Raw genomic sequence first — 17,243 nt, 5'->3', positions numbered from 1 at the left:
AACCCCATGGATCCCGTGATCACCGGTAGGTACCCGGACGGCCATCAAGTTGGCCTGGACGCCACCGTCATCCGTCCCGACGGCACCACAGCCCACGAACCGCTACCCCCACCCCAGTCCCCGAAGGTGGACTGCTTCTACGCCTATCCCACCGTCAACCTGCTGGCCAACCCGCTCCTGCTGCTGGGCGGCAACCCGCCGGTCGCCAGGGAGAGCGAGGCCGCCGTCACGCTGACGCAGATGGGCCGCCTGACCGGCAACTGCCGGGTGTTCGTGCCGCTCTACCGCCAGGTCGCCCTCACCGGCTACCTGCTGGGCGCCATCATCCCGCCGCACTTCGAGACCGCGTACCAGGACCTGAAGCAGGCATTCCGGCAGTACTGGGACACCGACAACATCGACCCCGCCACCGGCAAGCGACGCGGCGTCGTCCTGCTGGGCCACTCGCAGGGCGCCTTTCACCTGGCCCGCCTGCTGCAGGAGGAGTTCGACGGCAACGCGGCCAACACGAAGAGCCTCGTAGCCGCCTACATCGTCGGCGCCGAGGTCAGGGTGCCGGTCGACGCGCCGTCCGGGGGTGGCTCGGACCCGGTCTCGACGTTCCAGCACCTTCCGGCGTGTGAACGGCCCAGCAGTCAGGCCCCCGTGCCGGTCGGTTGTGTGGTGGCCTTCAACTCGGCCGATCTGCAGCCCGGCCATGAGGAGACGGTCGCCTTCGGCCGCGCGCCCGACCCGGCACACCGCGTCCTGTGCGTGAACCCCGCCGCCGTCCTGGCCGGTGGACCCGCCGACGCGACCACACCCATGCGCCCCTACATGCCGACCAAGAAACTCCTCAGGGGGAACCTGCTGGCACCGGCGGGTTCGCTCAGCCTGCTGCTCAACTTCACGCCGACCGCGCATCCGACGGGCTTCGCGGCGTACGCGGACCTGGCCACGGGAAGATGCGCACGCACCGACACCAGCAAGGGCAGGCTCGACTGGCTGCAGGTGGACGGGCTGGACAGCATCCGCTCCTCCCACTCGGCCCTGGGCCTGCACGTCCTCGACTACAACGTCGACGGCGGCGGCCTGGCCGCACTGATCGCGGCCCAGGCCACCGCCTGGACCGCCCGCGCCGACTAGCACCGCACGAGCGGGCCGACCGGCAAACTAAGGCAACAGCACCTCATTAGCCTCAAACAGCAAGCACCTCACGCACGGGACAACAGGTCGCGGAGGGCCTTGAGCACCAGTTCAGGGTCCTCCTCGGCGACGAAGTGCCCGCTGCTGATCGTGCGATGCACGAGGTCAGGCGCCCAAGCAGCCCAGAGCGCGACGGCGTCGTAAGGCAGCACAGCCCCCCAGTCCTGCTGCAGTACGGTCACCGGCATGCCCAGCCGCCGCCCCGCCACCCGGTCGGCCAGATCGTGCTCACGGTCGACACCCGCACTGGCCCGGTAGTCGGCCACGATCGAGGTCACGGCCTCCCGCGAGGCCCGCAGATATTCGGCCCGCACATCGGACGGAATCGCCTCGGCCCGAAGCACCCAGGTGTCGAGAAAGTGCCCGAAGAACGCGTCTGGCGCCGCGGCGATCAGCCGTTCCGGCAATCCGGGCGGCTGCGCCATCAGGTACAGATGGAACCCGACCGCGGCCGCCACCCCGCTCATGACCTCCCACATGTCGGCAGTGGGCAGCATGTCGATCGGCGCCAGATGGGTGATCGTGTCCGGATGGTCCAGCCCGGCCCGGAAGGCGACCAGCCCGCCCCGGTCATGCCCGGCCAGCGCGAACCGGTCGTGCCCGAGCGCACCGGCCAGGTTGACGACGTCCTGGGCCATGCGCCGCTTGGAGTAGGTCTGTCCGTCGAGGTCGGCCGGCTTGTCGCTGGCGCCGTACCCGCGCAGGTCGGGGACGATCACCTGATGGTCGGCGGCGAGGGCGGGGGCGACGTGCCGCCAGATGAGGTGGGTCTGCGGGAAGCCGTGCAGGAGAACGATCGGCGAGCCGGAGCCGCCGACGGCCACGTTGAGCGAGACGTCCGCGTCGACGGGGACGCGCTGGTAGGTGAATCCTTCGATACCGGTCATGGGGAACAGCCTGGAGCGCACGTGTTGAAGAACGATGGAATCAGCCTTCAACGCCCGAGCGCTGCCAGAGCGGCCTCCAGGGCGGCCTTGCCGTGGACGACCTGGTGCGCGCCGGCCTCCCACAGTCCCAGGGCGAGCAGGCCGCGGGCGTAGGCGATCCTGGGGTCGGCGGGGGAGAACGGGTCGGCGGGCGGCGGGTCGAGCGCCCCCACCAGGGCCAGCGCGCGGGCCACCACGAGCGTGCTGCCCACCGTCAGCTCGGGGTCGGGCGCGCCGCGATGCCGCCGGTCCATGGCGGCCAGGCACGACGCCTCCTCCAGCAGCAGTTCGCGGGCGCCGGGATCGGTCATGGCACGCTCGGCCGCGCCGGTGACGGCCGCCAGCCAGCTCGCCTGAACGGTGGCGAGCGCCGCGCGCCGCTCCGCCTCGGGCGTGCGGGCGAGCGCGAAGTCCCGCAGCAGGTCGTGGTAGCGGTAGCGACCGGCCGCCGCCGACTCCAGCAGGCTGAGGTCCACAAGCTCCTCGCAGGTCCGCTCGGCTTCCCGCGCGTCGCGGCCGAGCACCGCCGCCGCCAGTTCCACGGTCAGTTCAGCGCTGTCGGGTACGGCCAGCCGCCGAAACCCCCTGGCCAGTTCTTCCCCAAGCTGGTCATAACTCAGCGCGAACGACGCCTCCACCCCCACATCCCCCACCCGCAACTCACCCAGCCGCTGCGCGGACAGCCGGGTCAGCAGGTCCTCGACACTCCACCGAGGCCGTGCCGCCAGCCGCGCCCCGGCCACCCGCACGGCCAGCGGCAGATACCCGCACGCCTGAACCACCCGCGCGACCGCCTCCCCGGAGGGGACCGTCTCCCTGGCGGGATCCGACGCGGCCGTCTGCTCGGTGGGAACCCGCGTGGCCGTCCGTCCGGAGGAATCCCGCGCGGGCGTCTGCTCGGAAGGAACCGGCGCGGTCGTCGGCCCGGAGGGGAGCCGGGCGACTGCGGCGAACAGGGCGACGGCTTCGTGTTCCGGTGGCACGTCGAGGTCCACGTGCCGGGCGCCGGTGAGGTCGGACAGGCGGGCGCGGCTGGTGACCAGTACTCCGCTGCCTGGCCCGGACGGCAGCAGCGGCCGGACCTGGGCCGCCGAGGCCGCGTTGTCCAGCAGGAACAGCGCCCGCCTGTCCACGGTCAGCGTGCGTAGCAGGGCGGCCCGTTGCTCCGGGTCGGGCGGGATGCGGTCGGCGCCGAGGGCGTCGAGGAAGCGTTCGAGCACCAGGGCGGGGTCGGCCGGGTCCGCGCCCGCGCCGCGCAGGTCCACGTGGAGCTGGCCGTCGGAATACCGCTCCCTGACCCGATGGGCGACGTGAACGGCCAGCGCCGTCTTCCCGACGCCGCCGAGCCCGGAGATCGCCACCACGCCGGTCCGCAGGAGCTCCTCGACCGCCTCCACGACCTCCTGCCGCCCGGTGAAATCGGGAATGTCGCCCGGCAACTGGGCAGGAACCGGGCCTGCCGTACCGGCGGTGAGCGGGGCTGTGGGGAGGGTGCCTGTGATGAGCTGTTGGTAGACGTCGGCGAGTTCGGCAGACGGCTCGACTCCCAGCTCCTCGTCCAGCACGCGCCGCGCCTCGGTGAACACCCCGATCGCCTCCGCCTGCCGCCCGCCCCGGTACAGCGCCCGCATCAGCAGGGCGCGCACGCTCTCCCGCAGCGGGTACGCCGCCACCAGCGCGCTCAGCTCACCGGTAACCTCCACCCCGGCCTCCAGGTCGGCGGCCAGGCGAAGCTCCAGCACGGCCAGCCGCCGCTCCTCCAGCCCGGCCCGCGTGGCCTCGGCATAGGGACCGGACAGGTCGGCCAGAGCCTCACCCCGCCACAGGGCAAGCGCGTCAGACAGCCGCCCGGCATCCCGCAGCCGCTCGAACTCCGCCAGATCAGTAAGCACAGGGACAAGCCGGTAGCCGGACCCGACGGACACCAGCGCCTCACGACCGAGCACGCCGCGCAGCCGGGAGGCGTAGGTCCGCAGGACGTTGCGGGCGGTGGCAGGCGGGTCGTCAGCCCACAGCACGTCGATCAGCTGGTCACGGCCGAGCGTACGGCCGTCGGCCAGGGCCAGGGCGGCCAGCAGCAGCCGCTGCTTGGGCGAACCCAGATCAAGTTCAACCGGCCCACGCCGCGCGCGCACCGGGCCGAGCAGGTCCAGCTCGATCAGCCCCGCACTCACCGGGCCGAGCGAGCCGAGGCGCGGCGTGTCGTCCATTCTTCGACCCTACGGCTGCATCAGCGTGTCCCTGCTGATCCGGCCGATGTCGTCCACGCAGCGGCCGAGGCCCAGCGCGACCGTCTCGACCGGGCGTTCGGCCCGCTGGACAGGCACCTCCAGTTCGAGCCGCAGCCGCCGCGCCAGCCCGCGCATGAGCGCGCCGCCGCCGGTCAGCACCGCGCCCCGGTCGGCCACGTCGGCGGCCAGGTCGGGGGAGCAGCGTTCGATGACCTCGCGGGCGGCTCGTACGATCATGGTGACGGTCTGCCGGGTCGCCTCGTACACCTGCCCGGCCGAGATCGCCACGATCCCGGTCCGGCCGGAGCGGTCGACGCCCCGCACGCTCGCGGTCCGGTTCACCGGCCGCCAGGCCGAGCCGATGCCGCGTTTGGCCACCTCGGCGGACTGTTCGGTGATGTCGAGGCCGTGGTCGTGCTTGACCTGGGCGACGATGGCCCGGTTGACGTCGGCGCCGCCGGATTGGACGGTGGCTGCGTGTACGACGCTGGCGCACGAGACGACGGCGATCCTGGTGGTGTCGCGGCCGATGTCGATGATCATGTTCCCGGCCGCCTCCCTGACCGGCAGCCCGGCGCCGAGCGCGGCGGCCAGGCCGTGGTGGACGAGGTAGACGCGCCGGGCTTCCGCCTGGAAGGCCAGGTCGCGCAGGGCGTTGCCGGCGAAGCCCGTGCTGTCGGCGGGCAGCGCGATGACCATGCGCGGACGGGAGAACGGATGCCCGTGCACCTTGCGCAGGAAGTGCCTGATCATGCGCGTGGTCAGGTCCACGTCGGCGGGGACGCCGCCGACGACGGGCCGGATCGCGACGGGTTCGGGGCCGGTGCCCGCCGGGGTGTCGGCGCCGTAGCCGATCACCTTGCCGGTGGTGGAGCAGCGGACGACGAGTGAGGGTTCGTTGATGACGATGCCGCGCTTCCTGGCGTAGATCTGGGTGCTGGCTGCTCCGAGGTCCAGCGCCAGATCCTGGCCCAGGATGCGCATGGGGTTCATATCGCACCAATCGGTCGGCGGGTCATGTTGAGCCTCATATCCGGCGAAGTTCCACCACAACCTCAAGAACGTTCGATCCTTTGACGGGTTGAGTAGGGCTACTCACCTCATATGCGCTTAAAGCCCCATGTGTCGGCCCGCCTCCAGGTCAGAACCTGGTCATATGAACGGCCTCTACGCACTCAAGCCCTGGTACGCCGCCCGGCTGGGTGGCGTGCGCACCCTCCTGGTCGCCCGTGAGGTACCCCCGTGGGCCATCACCGCCGCCGGGGTCGCCTTCGCGGCCGCGGCGGGAGCCGTACTGGCGACCACTCGTCCCGGGCCGCTCGCCGCGCTCGCCGTCGCGCTGCTCCTGGCCGCCCGGCTGGCCTGCGCCAACCTCGACGGCGGCGTCGCCCGCGAGAGCGGGCGCGCCACCCGGTTCGGCGCCGTCGTCAACGAGCTGGGCGACCGCCTGGCCGAACTGGCCGTGCTCGCCGGCTGCCTCGTCCTGGCCCCGCCCGCGCTGGTCGCGACCACGGCGCTGGCGGCCACCTTGCCGTCGTGGATCGCCCTGGCCGGTGCCGCCGCGGGGGCGCGGCGCGCGCAGGGCGGCCCCGTGGGCAAGACCGAGCGCTGCGTGCTGCTGGCCGCCTTCGCCCTCACGGGCTGGGCGCCGTGGCTGATCGTGCTCGCCGCCGGCTCGGCGATCACCGCTCTGGTACGGCTGGCGCGCATCGGAAGGGAGCTGGCGTGATACTCGAGACCGCTCCCTTCCTGGCCGGCGCGCTCGGCGCCAGCGGCGTGGCCGTGTGGATCTCGCACCGGCGCGAGCTCGTCCAGCGCTGGCTGACCTGGGCCGTGGCCGCCCCGGTGGTGACGCTGGCGCTGCTGGCCGGTCCGGTCGGCGCGGCGGCGCTGGCGGCGGCGCTGGGCGTCGTGTGCGCCGCCGAGTACGCCCGGCTGGTCCGGCTGCGCCCGCCGGAGGCCCTGATCCTGGCCGGCGCCGTCGCCGTGCTGCCGTTCCTGCCCTCGCCGCTCGCCGCGGGGCCGTTGCTGCTGCTGGCGCTCGTTCTCGTCCCGGTGCTCGGCGGCGACGCCGAGGACGGCGGCAGGCGGGCCGCGTACTCGGTCTTCGGGCTGCTCTGGATCGCGCCGCTGAGCGCCCTGGCCACACTCGCCCCGGGGACCGCGTTCGCCCTCGTGCTGGCCGTCGCGCTGGCCGACGTCTGCGCCTGGTGCGGCGGCAGGCTGCTGGGCGGCCCGGCGCTGTCGCCGTTGTCCCCGGCCAAGACCTGGGGCGGGGTCGTGGGCGGCGCCGCGGGCGGTCTGACCGTCCTGTTCCTGCTGGGCGAGCTCGCGCCGGTCACCGCGCTGGCCGTGGCCGCCGGGGCGCCGCTCGGCGACCTGCTGGAGTCGATGCTCAAGCGGGGCGCCGGGGTCAAGGACGCGGGCACCTGGCTGCCCGGCTTCGGCGGCCTGCTGGACCGCGTGGACTCGCTGCTCGTGGCGCTGGCCGTCGTGGTGGTGCTGCCGTGAGGCTCGGGGCCGCGATGCGGCGGCGGCTGTGGCGTACCGCCTTCGCGTGCAGCGGCGGCCTGGCCGTCGAGGGCCCGGTGCCGGGCGGGCCGTGCGTCGTGGTCGCCAACCACTGCTCCCACGCCGACACCGCCGCGCTGCTGGCCGCGCTGCCCGCGCGGCTGCGCCCGTCGGTGGCGGCCGCCGCCGACTACTGGTTCGCCACCCGGGCGCGGGCGCTGGTCTGCCGGACGCTGGTCTCCGGCTTCCCGGTACGGCGCGGCGGCGGCGGGTCCAGGGACCTGGCGGCAGCCGTACAACTGCTGGACCAAGGCCGGGTCCTGGTCGTCTACCCGGAGGGCACCCGCTCGCGCGACGGCCGCGTCGGCGAGTTCCACGGCGGCGCGGCGCGGCTGGCCGAGGCGGCCGGTGTCCCGATCGTCCCGGTGCTGCTGGAGGGGACCGGCCGGGTGCTGCCGGTGCACGGCCGCCTGAGCCGCGCCCCGGTGACGGTCCGCTTCCTGCCGCCCGTCCCCGACCTGAAGACGGCACATCAGCTCATGCGCTCCCGACAGCTCCCGACAACTCCCGAAGGGTGAAATTTCATGAAGTGGGCACTCATGCGGCTCCTGATGCGCACCGCCGGCCGGACCAGCCGCGGCATCCGCATCGGCTACCGCCACGGCTTCGACAGCGGCACCATGCTCGACTACGTCTACGTCAACAAGGCCCACGGCTGGCCCCTCGACCGGATCTACCTGAACTCGGTCGGCTGGCGGGCCATCCGCGCCCGCCGTGACCTGCTCAAGGAGGTCATCAGGGACGAGGTGTCGGCCAGGGCGGGCCGCGCGCTGATCCTCGACGTGGCCGCCGGGCCCGGCCGCTACCTGCAGGACGTGGCCAGGGAGCAGCCCGAGGTCGAGGTGGTCTGCCGCGACCTGGCCGCCGACGGCCTGCGCCTGGGCAGGGAACTGGCCAAGGAACGCGGCCTGGCGAACGTCCGCTACGAGCGCGGCGACGCCTTCGACCCCGAGCCGCTGGACCGGCCGGCCGACATCATCGTGGTCAGCGGACTGTACGAGCTGATCCTGGACGACGAGACGATCAGGAAGTCCCTGGCCAGGCTGCGCGACCTGCTCGCCCACGACGGCGTGCTGATCTTCACCACGCAGACCCGCCACCCGCAGCTGGAGTTCATCGCCAACGTGCTGCCCAACCGCGACGGGCGGCTGTGGGTGATGAAGTGCCGCTCGGCCGAGCAACTGCACACCTGGGCCGTCGAGGCCGGGTACGCCGACGTCGTCAGCAGACGGGAGAAGGTCGGCCTGTTCACGGTGACCACGGCGACTCAGCGGCCGGAATGTATGACCATGGACGCATGCAGACACGACTGATCGGTGAGATGAGTGTCAGTGCCATCGGGCTCGGTGCGATGCCGATGTCGGTGGAGGGCCACATGCCCGACGAGGAGCAGTCGATCAGGACCATCCACGCCGCCCTGGACGCCGGGATCACGCTGATCGACACCGCCGACGCGTACACGCCGACGGAGGCCGAGGTCGGGCACAACGAGCGCATCGTCGCCAAGGCGCTGGCGAGCTGGGGCGGCGACAAGGACGCGGTGCTCGTGGCCACCAAGGGCGGGCACACCCGGCCGCGCGGACGCTGGGCCGTGGACGGCCGTCCCGAGTACCTGAAGCAGGCCTGCGACCGCTCGCTCAAGGCGCTGGGCGTCGAGGCGATCGGGCTTTACCAGCATCACCGGCCCGACCCGGCGGTGCCGTACGAGGAGTCGATCGGCACGCTCGTGGACCTGCTCGACGCCGGGAAGATCCGGATGGCCGGGATCTCCAACGCGAACCCGGCCCAGATCAGGCAGGCCAACGAGATCCTCGGCGGGCGGCTGGTGAGCGTGCAGAACCAGTACTCGCCGAGCTTTCGCAGCAGCGAGCCCGAGGTGGACGTCTGCGAGGAGATGGGGGTGGCGTTCCTGCCGTGGGAGCCGCTGGGCGGCATGAACCACGTCGGCCGCCTCGGCAGCCGCCACGCCGCCTTCGGGCAGGTCGCGGCCGAGCGCGGGGTCTCGCCGCAGCGGGTCTGCCTGGCGTGGGAGCTGGCCAGGAGCCCGGTGGTGATCCCGATCCCGGGCTCCAGCCGCCCGGCGACGATCCTCGACTCGCTGGCCGCCGCCGACCTGCGACTCACCGACGACGAACTGGCCCGGCTGGACTGACACGGTGCCCGGTTTCGCGTCAGGTCGGCCGTCGTGCGAAGCTGTTGTGGTCCCCAACACCAGGAGGTCCTCATGGCGGAAACACCGGAGCCGGAAGTCAGCGAAACTCCCGAGGACGAGATGAAGCGCAAGTTCCGGGAGGCCCTGGAGCGCAAGCGCAATCAGCACTCCGACTCGGGTGCGGGTGGCAGGGGCACGGATCAGTCAAAGATCCACGGCGCACACGGCCCTGCTGCCAGCAAGCGTTCGTTCCGGCGCAAGAGCGGCGGCTGAGCCGCCGTTCTGAGGGGGTACGGCTTGGCCGTACCCCCCTTTTTCTTGACCTTCTTAGGTAGATCTTCGCCCGTTTCATGGCGATTGTTTTGCTTTTGCCGTCTTTGGCACTTACAGTCCTAAGCGTTACCAGCTGGCGACCCGACCCTTCACCAGGAAGAGGCGGCCGGCTGGCGCCGAATCCCGTACCCGCGGGAACCGGGGAACCACATGTTCCTTTGGGGTGAATCCGACGTACGCGTCGGTAGGGCATCTCCACGCCCGAACCCGTCAGCTAACCCGGTAGGCGCGATGGAGAGGACTGATCTTTTCATGCACCACCGCGATGAACCCCCATTCCGCGTAGTTTCACCCGCCGCCTACTGAGCGGCCCCTTCCCCAGGCTTTCCCCCCGCGCTTTCGCGTAGCGTCCGTTCGGCTTTGTGCCCGGCTACGCCTCTTTGACGAGCGCATTTCCCCTGTCCCCGCACAAAGGACTTCTCTTCTTCATGTCTTCCCGCCTTGGCATGCGTTCTTTCACCATGCTCGCCTCCGTCGCCGTCATCGGCGCGGTCACCCTCAGCGCCGGCGCAACCGCACACGCGGATGACTTCTCCGAGAAGAAGCCCCTTCTCAAGGGCTCCACCACCGCCTCCTACTACTGGGACGACGCCTCCGGTCGCAACGGCGACACCGGTCTTCCCGCCTCCGGCAAACCCATGCAGAAGGGCCTGGCCGCCAGCCCGAGCTGGCCCCTCCTGACCGAGGGCTACGTCGTCTACAAGGGCAAGAAGGAGCCGTTCTTCGTCGGCGACCGCGGCCCCGGGGTCCCCTCGAACAGGGGCATCATGCTCGACCTCGACGCCAAGACCTTCGCCTCGCTGACCGGCGGCAAGTTCAACTCCAGCTCGCTGAGCGTCGACGGCGTCGGCGGCCAGGGCCACATCAAGATCGAGTACGTCATCACCAAGTGGGGCCCCGGCGTGGGCAAGAAGAACCACCCCGTCGCCTTCTCCACCGGCGCCTGGTCCCGCAAGGACGCCAGGCCGGCCACGCCGCCGGTCGTGACCGCGGAGGAGAAGAAGACCGACAAGAAGGACGAGGAGCGGCCGGAGACCCCGCCCGCTCCCGCCCAGGTCGCCGAGAAGGCTCCCGAGCAGGCGCCCGAGAAGGCTCCGGTCAAGGCCTCCGCGCAGGACAAGGCGCCGCAGGCCGAGCTGGCCGCGGCGGTCACCACCCGTGACACCGAGTCGAACGGTGTGGGCGGACTCGCCCTCATCAGCGCCCTGGCCTTCCTGAGCGGCGGCATGTTCCTGGCCCGCGGCCGCATCCGCAAGGCGTTCGACCGCAGCTGACCTCTTTACTCATGAGGAACAGAATGTGATTCTGTTCCTCATGACCCAGCGCGCGGCCGTCAACGGCATCGAGATCGTCTACGACAGCTTCGGCTCGCCACAAGCACGGCCGCTGCTGCTCATCATGGGGCTCGGCGCCCAGCTCATCCACTGGGACGAGGAGTTCTGCGAGCTCCTCGCCGAGCAGGGCCACCATGTCGTCCGGTTCGACAACCGCGACGCCGGTGAATCCACACATCTGCACGAGGCGGGCGTTCCGGAATTCGGATCGCCCGCTTCGCCGTACCTGCTGGCGGACATGGCGCGGGACGCGGCCGGGCTGATCGACGCGCTCGGCTGGCCCGCCGCGCACGTCGTCGGCGCGTCGCTGGGCGGAATGATCGCCCAGCAGCTCGCGCTCGACCACCCCGGGCGGGTGCGCACGCTGACCTCGATCATGTCCACGCCGGGACCGCAGGTCTCGCCGCCCACGCCGGAGGCGAGCGCGACCTTGATGTCGGCCCCGCCCGCCGACCGCGTGGCCGCGATCGCGCTGGCCCAGAAGACGTGGGCGGTGATCGGCTCGCCCGGATACGACCTGGACACCGAGCGGATCGCCCGGCTCGCCGGTCTCGCTTATGACCGGGCGCACGACCCGGCGGGGACGGCCCGGCAATTGGCCGCCATTCTCGCCTCCGGTGACCGGACCGAAAGGCTGGCTCGGCTGGCCGTACCCACGCTTGTCCTGCACGGAGAGGAAGACGTGCTCATTCCGGTCGCCGGTGGGCGCGCGACCGCTACGGCAATTCCGCGCTCAAGACTGGTCACGTTCCCCGGAATGGGGCACGATCTGCCCAAGCCACTCTGGTCGCGGATCGTGGAAGAGATCACGAAACACACGGCCGGGTGACCCGCGTCGCGCGGCCGTTCCCCCACGGCGGCCGCGCGACGCACTCAGACCTCCAGCTTCTCCTCCACGTTGCGCAGGTGGTGGCGGGCCATCGCCAGGTTGGCCCGGCCGCGGTCGAGCGCCAGGTAGAGGAACAGGCCCTTGCCGCCGCGCCCGGCCATCGGCCGGATGATGTGGTACTGGGTGCCGAGCGTGATGAGGATGTCCTCGATGGCGTCCTTGAGGCCGAGCGAGTCCATCGTGCGCATCTTCGCCTTGACCACCTCGGTGTTGCCCGCCGCCGCGACCTGCAGGTCGAGGTCCTTCGAGCCGCCGAGGGTGCCCAGCGCCATGCCGCTGCCGTGATCGACCACCGCCGCGCCGACGGCGCCGTCGATGGCCATCATCTCCTTGAGGGAGACGTCCATGCCGGCCATGCGTACCTCCTTGTGTGTGTTCACCGCTGTCGCGATGCGATGGCGGCCAGCGCGGCCGCCGTCTTGCGCCCCTCCAGCCGCAGCAGGCCGAGATTGGCGCCCGGCTCGGCCACGACGGTGAGGACGATGGTGGGCCCCGCGGCGTAAAGGGCGGCGAACCCGGCGCTGGCCGACACCAGCGTCTCCTGCAGCACGCCCTTTCCCGCGAGGTCGGCCATGCGCCGGCTGAGCGCCAGCACCGCCGCCGAGAGCGCGGCGGTCTGGTCGCACCGGTCGCCGGGCAGGTCGCCGGCGATCTGCAGTCCGTCCACGGTGCAGGCGACGCTGCCGCTGACCTCGGGCACGCGCTCGCGCAGCCTGGTCATCTCACTGAGCACCCGTTCGCAGAGTTCCACGGAGGGTCTCCTTCCGTTCCGTAGCAGGGCGCGAAGGCGCAGGCTCGTCGCGGAGAACCTCACTCCAGCTCCTCCAGCGCCCTCTTCACCGCGGCCAGGACATTCGGGTCACTCTGTGGCAGCGCCGGCGGCACCGCCCGATCCAGCGCCCGCCCCCGCCGTCGCGGCATCAGCGGCGCGACCAGGAGCCCCGCGGCGGCCAGGCGGCGGACCGCGAGCAGCACCGAGTAGGCGGGCTGCCCCAGCCGGTCGGCGAGCTCGGCCGGCGTCGCCACCCGGTCGGAGCTGAGCAGGATCTCCCACTCCAGCGCGCTCACGGTCGCCCGATGGCCGGGCAGCCGCGCGGCCGGGGTCACCGGGACGTCGTCCAGTTCGGCCGAGGACCAGATCTGCGCCAACTGGGCTCTCCTTCGCGCGCATTCGCCGACCAGCCAGGCGAGCTCGAACTCCAGCCGGGTGTCCGGCCGCGGGCACTCGCCCGGCCGGAACTTCGGCCGCGCCGCCGGGAGCTCGGCCGGCAGCAGGAAGTAGGCGGCGTCCAGCACCGCGCCGGCCACGCAGAACTCCAGCTCGGCCCGGCTGTAGCCGCCCGCCCTGCCGTGCGCGGTCAGCAGCCGCTCGACCGACGGCGTGCGCGGGCACTCCAGGTGGGCGATCCGCCCCTCGCGCAGGTACGCCTTGCCGGCCGGGGGCACGTTGAGCGAACCGGTGGCGTGTTCCCTGGCCAGGCCGGTGAGCAGCGTATGGACGGCGGCCACGGCGTCAGCCCCGCAGCCGGCCGGTGATCGAGCTGAGCTGGTGGCGGGCCAGGGCCAGGTTGGCGCGGCCGAGGTCGAGCCGCACGTAGATCACCAGCGGGCCGTCGAAGGGCATCTCCACCGGATGCAGCAGGTGGTAGCCGTCGTCGGCGATGACGATCAGGTCGTCGATGCGGACCGTTCCACGGTGGGTGGCGCCGGCGAGGGCGTCCATGGTGACGCGCAGCGTCTCGCCGAGCGCGGGCGCCGACCGCTCGGCCTCGCCGCGCCCGCCGGAGGCCATCACGGTTCCGCTGAGGTGATCCATCACCAGCGCGTCGAGGACGCCCGGGATGTCCATCACGCTGAGGAGGCAGTCGTCTAATGCGAGCACTGACGCAGCGTAGAGCCGGACGGCCATCCCGCCCCGGGCCGCGGGGAAGGGCTTTGTTCCCCCAGCGGAAGATATCTCCACCAGGTGGCATATATAGCCCTCACCAGCGACAATGCCCAGCTACAAGCGAAATTTCCTCACATTGTGGGGTTGGCCGGTTCGTCGGGCAGCAGGGCCTTCTCATCCGGCTTGTGCACCAGCACCTCGTCGATGTACGACTTCACCGCCGCGCTCAGCCCCACGTCGCCGCCCGCCGCCTCCGACAGGTACCACCGGTGGTCGAGCACCTCGTGGAACACCTGCGCCGTGTCCAGCTTGCGGCGCAGCTCGGCCGGGATCGCCTCGATCGTCGGCTGGAAGGCCTCGGCCAGCCACCGGTGCGCCACGATCGCCTCGTCCTCGTGCCGCAGGCCCTTGGCGACGCGGAAGCCGTCCAGGTCGTTGAGGAGCCTGCGGGCCTGGTTCTCCTCCACGTCCAGGCCGGTCAGGCGGAGCAGGCGGCGCTGGTGGTGACCCGCGTCGACCACCTTGGGCCGCACGATCAGCCGCCCGGTGCCGACCTTGCGGCGCACCATCATCTCGGCCACGTCGAAACCGAGCAGGTTGAGCCGCCGGATGCGCTGCTCGACCTTGTGCCAGTCCACCTCTTCGATGATCTCGTCCTGGGTGATCTCGCTCCACAGCCGGTGGTAGCGGGTGACGATGTCCTCGGCCGTCTCCATCGGATCGATCGACGGGTGCAGCAGGCCGCCGGCCTCCAGGTCGAGCATCTCGCCGAAGATGTTGACGTGCGCGGTCTCGATGTCGGCCAGCCGCTGGCCCTCGCTGATCATCGGATGCATCTCGCCGGTCTCGGCGTCCACCAGGTACGCGGCGAACGCACCGGCGTCCCGGCGGAAAAGCGTGTTCGACAGCGAGCAGTCGCCCCAGTAGAAACCGTTGAGATGCAGGCGCACCAGCAGCACGGCCAAAGCGTCGAGCAGCCTGGTCAGCGTGTCGGGGCGCAGCGTGCCTGACATCACCGCCCGGTAGGGCAGCGAGAACTGCAGGTGCCGGGTGATCAGCGCGGCGTCCAGGCCCTCGTCGCGGCCGGTGACGTAGGCGACCGGCTCCACCGAGGGGGCGTCCAGCCTGGCCAGGTCCCAGAGCAGCTGGTACTCGCGCTTGGCGTACCTCTCGCTGATCTCCTTGATCGCGTAAACCTTGCCGGACAAACGGGCGAAGCGGACCACGTGCCGCGAGATGCCGCGGGGCAGGTCGACCAGATGGTGCTGCGGCCACTCGGCGAGAGGGGTCTCCCAGGGCAGCCGGATCAGGTCGGGGTCACCCAGCGCGCCGGTGATCTGTAGGGGCATTTCATCAGGATATGGTGCGATCCGTGGACGAGTTTCTCTCCTGGTACTTCACCAACAACCCCATCCTCGCCAACCACCTCGGCGCCGACGGATACGACCACACGCTCGGCGACTTCTCCGCCGCCGCACTGATCGCCGTCGAAGACGAAGAGCGCCGCTGGATCACCCGCCTGTCCGAGCTGGAGCCCCCGACACTCGACGACGCGATCGACCGCGACCTCGTCCTGTCCCAGCTGCGCGGCTCCGTCGCCATGGCGCAGTGGCCGGCCTGGCGGCGCGACCCCGCCTTCTACGTCTCCCTCGTGTTCACCTCCCTGAACGCGCCGTTCCAGCAGAAGCTCAAGCCCGAGCACGAACTGGTCGCCGCCGCCGTCTCCCGGCTGGCCGAGGTCCCCGGCGTCCTGGCCGACTGCCGCGCCAACCTCGACCCCACGATCGCCGCGCCGCTGCTCATCCAGCGCGGACTCGGCCAGGCCCGCACCGGCCGCCGCTTCCTCACCTCCACGCTGCCGTCGCTGGTCGACGACCCCGACCTGCGCGCCAAGCTCGCCGCCGCGGCGGAACCCGCCGCCGACGCCTTCGACCAGCTCGTCACCTTCCTCGACGGCTTCGAGTGCGGCGGCACCTGGCGCATGGGCGAACAGCTCTACACCGTCCTCCTGCGCGAGCGCGAGCTCCTCGGGTACGGCGCCGCCGACCTCCACGCCAAGGGCGAACACGAGTGGGCAGCCCTCGACACCCGCATGCGCGAGGTGGCCAAGCGCGTCGACGGCACCGAAGACTGGCGCGCCGCCATGGAATCCCTCATGGACGACCACCCGCCCACCCTCGAAGCCATGCGCGCCGAATACGAGGCCGAAACCCAGCGCGCCCGCGAGTTCGTCCGCGAGCGCGACCTCGTCACCTTCCCCGACGGGGAGAAGTGCAAGGTGCTGCCCTCGGCCGAGTACACGCGCCCCATCCTCGCCGTGGCCCACTACCTCGCCCCGCCGCCCCTCAGCAGCTCCCGCACCGGCATCTTCTACGTGCCCTACACCCCCGACGACTTCACCGACGAGCAGGTACGCCAGCGGCTGCGCACCAACTCCCGCGCCCAGATGCCGTCGATCGCGGTCCACGAGGCCTACCCGGGGCACCACTGGCACCTGTCGCACATCGCCGAGAGCCGCCGGACGGTCAGGAAGGTGTTCCGCACGCCGTACTTCACCGAGGGGTGGGCCCTGTACGTCGAGAAGATGCTGCACGAGCAGGGCTACTTCGACACGCCCGCCACCGAACTGGCCCACCTGGACTGCCGGATCTTCCGCGCCGCCCGCATCGTCGTCGACACGGCGCTGCACTGCGGGGACATGACGATCGAGCAGGCCGAGACCTTCATGGCCACTCGGGCCTCGCTGTCGCCGGGGACGGCGCAGGGGGAGGTCAACAGGTACTGCGCCTGGCCCACGCAGGCGCCGTCGTACCTGACGGGCGCCATCGAGATCGACCGCATCCGGGAGTCCTACTCGGGCACCCTCAAGTCCTTCCACGACCGCCTGGCCGGCTCCGGCGGCCTCCCCCTCGGCCTGGCCGAAAAAGCCCTGCCCTAACCCACCCCGCCCTCCCAGCCCGCGGGCCCTCGCCCTTGCGGCCTCCCGGGGTCCCCGGTCCCGGGTCGCTGCCCTTCGGGCCTTCCGGTCTGTTCGTTGGGTTGTCTTTCGAAGGTCTCGCCAAGCCCTGGCCACCGGGTGGTCAGGGGGCGCGGCGGGGGAAGGGGGGCGGGTTGAGTGAGCGGTCGATCACCGCCGTCAACTGGTCCTCGGTCAGCACCGTGGGCTTCCCGATCGACAACCCGCGCACGTACACCTCACACAGCCACTCAAGCAGCCGGGTCGCCTCGAACGCCTGCTCCAGCGTCGCGCCGATCGTCACCCCGCCGTGGTTGGCCAGCAACGCCGCCTGCTTGCCTTCCATGGCCTGCTTGACGTTGGCCGCGAGCTCAGGCGTCCCGTACGTGGCGTACTCGGCCACCCGCACCACCCCGCCCAGCATGAGCGCGTTGTAGTGCACCGGTGGCAGTTCGGTCATCGTGGTGGCCACCACCGTCCCGAACACCGAGTGCGTGTGCACGATCGCCCGCGCCGGCGTGGTGGTGTAGACGGCGAGGTGCATCGGGGTCTCGGACGAGGGCTGGAGGTCGCCTTCCACCAGGTATCCGTCCATGTCGACGACCGGGCACGCCTCGGCGGTCAGCCGGTCGAGCTGGACACCGGACGGGGTGACCGCGACGAGGTCGCCGTCCCTGGCGCTCAGGTTCCCGGATGAGCCGATGACGAGGCCCTGGTCGACGGCACGCCGGCCGTACTCGCACATCTGTTGTCTGAGCTCGGCCAGCAGCATGCCGGA

Annotated in this window: 19 protein-coding genes and 1 riboswitch; of the genes, 10 read left to right on the top strand and 9 right to left on the bottom strand. The window is 71.4% G+C overall.

The window, feature by feature from the left end; genetic code table 11:
- Positions 1-15: 15 nt before the first annotated feature.
- Positions 16-1,125, top strand: coding sequence for a DUF3089 domain-containing protein (locus tag HNR40_RS10425; protein ID WP_184960139.1), 1,110 nt, complete (start codon positions 16-18; stop codon positions 1,123-1,125).
- A gap of 68 nt (positions 1,126-1,193) precedes the next feature.
- Here the strand turns inward: HNR40_RS10425 and HNR40_RS10420 are convergent, their stop codons facing one another.
- The 3 genes from HNR40_RS10420 to HNR40_RS10410 are packed head-to-tail and all read right to left on the bottom strand — an operon-like array spanning position 1,194 to position 5,335.
- A complete protein-coding gene (locus tag HNR40_RS10420) occupies positions 1,194-2,072 on the bottom strand; it encodes an alpha/beta fold hydrolase (RefSeq protein ID WP_184960137.1) in 879 nt (292 codons plus the stop codon).
- Between the two features lie 47 nt (positions 2,073-2,119).
- The gene (locus tag HNR40_RS10415) at positions 2,120-4,321 is read right to left on the bottom strand and encodes an AfsR/SARP family transcriptional regulator (protein WP_184960136.1); all 2,202 of its coding nucleotides are present in this window, start codon (positions 4,319-4,321) and stop codon (positions 2,120-2,122) included.
- 9 nt (positions 4,322-4,330) lie between these two features.
- Positions 4,331-5,335: a rod shape-determining protein gene (locus HNR40_RS10410; RefSeq protein ID WP_184960135.1), complete on the bottom strand. Its 1,005-nt coding sequence runs from the start codon at positions 5,333-5,335 to the stop codon at positions 4,331-4,333.
- A gap of 163 nt (positions 5,336-5,498) precedes the next feature.
- Here HNR40_RS10410 and HNR40_RS10405 point away from each other — a divergent pair, with 163 nt between their 5' ends.
- From HNR40_RS10405 to HNR40_RS10370, 8 genes are all read left to right on the top strand, one after another.
- Positions 5,499-6,071, top strand: a complete 573-nt coding sequence (locus tag HNR40_RS10405; RefSeq protein WP_184960134.1) for a CDP-alcohol phosphatidyltransferase family protein — start codon at positions 5,499-5,501, stop codon at positions 6,069-6,071.
- The gene (locus HNR40_RS10400) at positions 6,068-6,853 is read left to right on the top strand and encodes a phosphatidate cytidylyltransferase (protein WP_184960133.1); all 786 of its coding nucleotides are present in this window, start codon (positions 6,068-6,070) and stop codon (positions 6,851-6,853) included. The genes HNR40_RS10405 and HNR40_RS10400 overlap by 4 nt, the downstream gene beginning before the upstream one ends.
- On the top strand, positions 6,850-7,431 hold the full coding sequence (locus tag HNR40_RS10395) for a lysophospholipid acyltransferase family protein (protein WP_221340201.1): 582 nt from the start codon (positions 6,850-6,852) through the stop codon (positions 7,429-7,431). Before HNR40_RS10400 ends, HNR40_RS10395 begins: the two co-directional genes overlap by 4 nt.
- Before the next feature lie 6 nt (positions 7,432-7,437).
- Positions 7,438-8,226 (top strand): class I SAM-dependent methyltransferase family protein, encoded by a 789-nt coding sequence (locus tag HNR40_RS10390; RefSeq protein WP_184960132.1) that lies wholly within the window; start codon positions 7,438-7,440, stop codon positions 8,224-8,226.
- A complete protein-coding gene (locus tag HNR40_RS10385) occupies positions 8,211-9,065 on the top strand; it encodes an aldo/keto reductase (RefSeq protein WP_184960131.1) in 855 nt (284 codons plus the stop codon). The genes HNR40_RS10390 and HNR40_RS10385 overlap by 16 nt, the downstream gene beginning before the upstream one ends.
- A gap of 72 nt (positions 9,066-9,137) precedes the next feature.
- Positions 9,138-9,338 carry a DUF5302 domain-containing protein gene (locus tag HNR40_RS10380; protein WP_184960130.1) on the top strand — a complete coding sequence of 67 codons (201 nt, stop codon included), beginning with the start codon at positions 9,138-9,140 and terminating at the stop codon, positions 9,336-9,338.
- A 164-nt stretch (positions 9,339-9,502) separates the two neighbouring features.
- Positions 9,503-9,642: riboswitch (cyclic di-AMP (ydaO/yuaA leader) on the top strand.
- A 184-nt stretch (positions 9,643-9,826) separates the two neighbouring features.
- Complete coding sequence (locus tag HNR40_RS10375; protein ID WP_221340200.1) at positions 9,827-10,672, top strand: RlpA-like double-psi beta-barrel domain-containing protein; 846 nt, start codon at positions 9,827-9,829, stop codon at positions 10,670-10,672.
- A gap of 25 nt (positions 10,673-10,697) precedes the next feature.
- Positions 10,698-11,561 carry an alpha/beta fold hydrolase gene (locus HNR40_RS10370; protein ID WP_312896271.1) on the top strand — a complete coding sequence of 288 codons (864 nt, stop codon included), beginning with the start codon at positions 10,698-10,700 and terminating at the stop codon, positions 11,559-11,561.
- 44 nt (positions 11,562-11,605) lie between these two features.
- Here the strand turns inward: HNR40_RS10370 and HNR40_RS10365 are convergent, their stop codons facing one another.
- From HNR40_RS10365 to HNR40_RS10345, 5 genes are all read right to left on the bottom strand, one after another.
- A complete protein-coding gene (locus HNR40_RS10365) occupies positions 11,606-11,977 on the bottom strand; it encodes a hypothetical protein (RefSeq protein ID WP_184960524.1) in 372 nt (123 codons plus the stop codon).
- 20 nt (positions 11,978-11,997) lie between these two features.
- Positions 11,998-12,372, bottom strand: coding sequence for a roadblock/LC7 domain-containing protein (locus tag HNR40_RS10360; protein WP_184960126.1), 375 nt, complete (start codon positions 12,370-12,372; stop codon positions 11,998-12,000).
- Between the two features lie 59 nt (positions 12,373-12,431).
- Complete coding sequence (locus HNR40_RS10355; protein WP_184960124.1) at positions 12,432-13,130, bottom strand: hypothetical protein; 699 nt, start codon at positions 13,128-13,130, stop codon at positions 12,432-12,434.
- A gap of 4 nt (positions 13,131-13,134) precedes the next feature.
- Complete coding sequence (locus tag HNR40_RS10350) at positions 13,135-13,503, bottom strand: roadblock/LC7 domain-containing protein (RefSeq protein ID WP_184960122.1); 369 nt, start codon at positions 13,501-13,503, stop codon at positions 13,135-13,137.
- A 137-nt stretch (positions 13,504-13,640) separates the two neighbouring features.
- Positions 13,641-14,858: a DUF4032 domain-containing protein gene (locus tag HNR40_RS10345; RefSeq protein ID WP_184960120.1), complete on the bottom strand. Its 1,218-nt coding sequence runs from the start codon at positions 14,856-14,858 to the stop codon at positions 13,641-13,643.
- A gap of 23 nt (positions 14,859-14,881) precedes the next feature.
- On the opposite strand from HNR40_RS10345, the gene HNR40_RS10340 reads away from it, so the two are divergent.
- Positions 14,882-16,447, top strand: a complete 1,566-nt coding sequence (locus HNR40_RS10340) for a DUF885 domain-containing protein (protein WP_312896270.1) — start codon at positions 14,882-14,884, stop codon at positions 16,445-16,447.
- Between the two features lie 142 nt (positions 16,448-16,589).
- Here the strand turns inward: HNR40_RS10340 and HNR40_RS10335 are convergent, their stop codons facing one another.
- Positions 16,590-17,237, bottom strand: coding sequence for a class II aldolase/adducin family protein (locus HNR40_RS10335; protein ID WP_184960116.1), 648 nt, complete (start codon positions 17,235-17,237; stop codon positions 16,590-16,592).
- Positions 17,238-17,243: the final 6 nt, after the last annotated feature.

The sequence above is a fragment of the Nonomuraea endophytica genome, assembly GCF_014203235.1.
Classification (GTDB): Bacteria; Actinomycetota; Actinomycetes; order Streptosporangiales; family Streptosporangiaceae; genus Nonomuraea; species Nonomuraea endophytica.
Note: the sequence above shows the minus strand (reverse complement) of the source record. Positions and strands in the feature narration are given on the sequence as shown.

What these genes read in the sequence shown, in the direction of transcription:
- HNR40_RS10420 (WP_184960137.1), bottom strand. Translation starts at nt 2,072, where the DNA reads ATGACCGGTATCGAAGGATTCACCTACCAGCGCGTCCCCGTCGACGCG.
- HNR40_RS10415 (WP_184960136.1), bottom strand. Translation starts at nt 4,321, where the DNA reads ATGGACGACACGCCGCGCCTCGGCTCGCTCGGCCCGGTGAGTGCGGGG.
- HNR40_RS10410 (WP_184960135.1), bottom strand. Translation starts at nt 5,335, where the DNA reads ATGAACCCCATGCGCATCCTGGGCCAGGATCTGGCGCTGGACCTCGGA.
- HNR40_RS10405 (WP_184960134.1), top strand. Translation starts at nt 5,499, where the DNA reads ATGAACGGCCTCTACGCACTCAAGCCCTGGTACGCCGCCCGGCTGGGT.
- HNR40_RS10390 (WP_184960132.1), top strand. Translation starts at nt 7,438, where the DNA reads ATGAAGTGGGCACTCATGCGGCTCCTGATGCGCACCGCCGGCCGGACC.
- HNR40_RS10385 (WP_184960131.1), top strand. Translation starts at nt 8,211, where the DNA reads ATGCAGACACGACTGATCGGTGAGATGAGTGTCAGTGCCATCGGGCTC.
- HNR40_RS10380 (WP_184960130.1), top strand. Translation starts at nt 9,138, where the DNA reads ATGGCGGAAACACCGGAGCCGGAAGTCAGCGAAACTCCCGAGGACGAG.
- HNR40_RS10375 (WP_221340200.1), top strand. Translation starts at nt 9,827, where the DNA reads ATGTCTTCCCGCCTTGGCATGCGTTCTTTCACCATGCTCGCCTCCGTC.
- HNR40_RS10365 (WP_184960524.1), bottom strand. Translation starts at nt 11,977, where the DNA reads ATGGCCGGCATGGACGTCTCCCTCAAGGAGATGATGGCCATCGACGGC.
- HNR40_RS10345 (WP_184960120.1), bottom strand. Translation starts at nt 14,858, where the DNA reads ATGCCCCTACAGATCACCGGCGCGCTGGGTGACCCCGACCTGATCCGG.
- HNR40_RS10335 (WP_184960116.1), bottom strand. Translation starts at nt 17,237, where the DNA reads ATGCTGCTGGCCGAGCTCAGACAACAGATGTGCGAGTACGGCCGGCGT.